This is a genomic window from Candidatus Parvarchaeota archaeon (assembly GCA_016866895.1).
GTDB lineage: Archaea > Micrarchaeota > Micrarchaeia > Anstonellales > VGKX01 > VGKX01.
Window position 1 is genome coordinate 1 of record VGKX01000237.1, and the last position, 1,142, is coordinate 1,142.

At 45.3% G+C, this 1,142-nt stretch carries 1 protein-coding gene; it reads right to left on the reverse strand.

Annotated elements, in window-relative coordinates; all coding sequences use genetic code 11:
* A partial coding sequence (locus FJZ26_06230) for an IS630 family transposase (GenBank protein MBM3230003.1) occupies window positions 1-1,057 on the reverse strand: 1,057 nt, incomplete at its 3' end.
* Between the last annotated feature and the right edge of the window lie 85 nt (window positions 1,058-1,142).

Below are 1,142 nucleotides of genomic sequence, written 5' to 3' on the forward strand. Positions count from 1 at the left end.
AGTTTTCGGTTTTTGAAAACAGCTGAAACTTCAGCGTCATCAAAGTCAGCATGTTACCTTTGAAGCGGGTATCAATGTCGCTCAGGCAAGAGTCGATGCTCTTTTTGAACGTGGAAAACTTTTCGTAATGTGTGCTGTACAAAACCTGCTTCTTGACGAAGCGCCATAGCCTTTCGATGAGATTGAGATTGGGGGAGTAGGCTGGCAAATATTTCAGATCAATCTTCAATTCTTTTGCTTTGTCGAAAACCGACTGACATTTCTGATAGCGGGCATTATCCAGTATCAGCGTAATGGGCAGTTGCGTACCAGCATAGAAATTGGCAATCTTTTCGAGCAAGGCGCAAAATGTTTCTTGGTTGATGATGGTGTCATTAGTCAGAGTGATGACTGCTTGCCGAATCGGGTCATAAGCACCCAAGACGTTATAGCGTTGACGCCCAGAGCTTGAGGGTAAAAACTGCCGCGTGAAACACCAGAGCATCCCCAAAAAAGCACCCATAACGAAATGTGCCGCATCTACAAACAGTACCACGCGCTTGCACTGTTTGGCTTCTTCCATAAGAGGTTGGAGCTCTTTGTCGTGAAACTCCTGCTGCTTTTGACGTTGTTTATCGTCATTGCCAAAAACATTGCCAGGTATCAATCCACAACGTCTGTATTTCATACCAAGCTTTAGCAAAAATGCTCGGCAGGCGGAAGGCTTTAAGCGAACTTGCGTTTCCCGCTCAATCACCTCTATGGCCTGGTTGACCGTATGCACTGGATTCTTCTCAAAAATTTCCTTCAACTTCTGTGCATGCGCATCCAATTGCCCCTTTCCCTTGCGGTAGTTCTCGGTCAAAAGTCCAGGCAAACCACCGTCACGATACTTTTTTAGGTATTCAGTAACACTGTCTTCATCCACCCGCACTACTTTTGCTATTTCCTGGTGCGCATAGTCATTGCCCTTGAGGTAAACCACCCAGCATTTTTTGCGGGCACGCACACAGGTGTTCTCGGCTGCTTGCTTGTGCAATTCGTCCAGTTGTTCTTTGTTCAGTTCCAGGTGAATCATTTTTCTTGTTCTCAATATGGAAAAAATCTTTCCCACTATAGCATGGGTTTGACATAAAACCGAAAACTTGACCGCGAGAAGTATA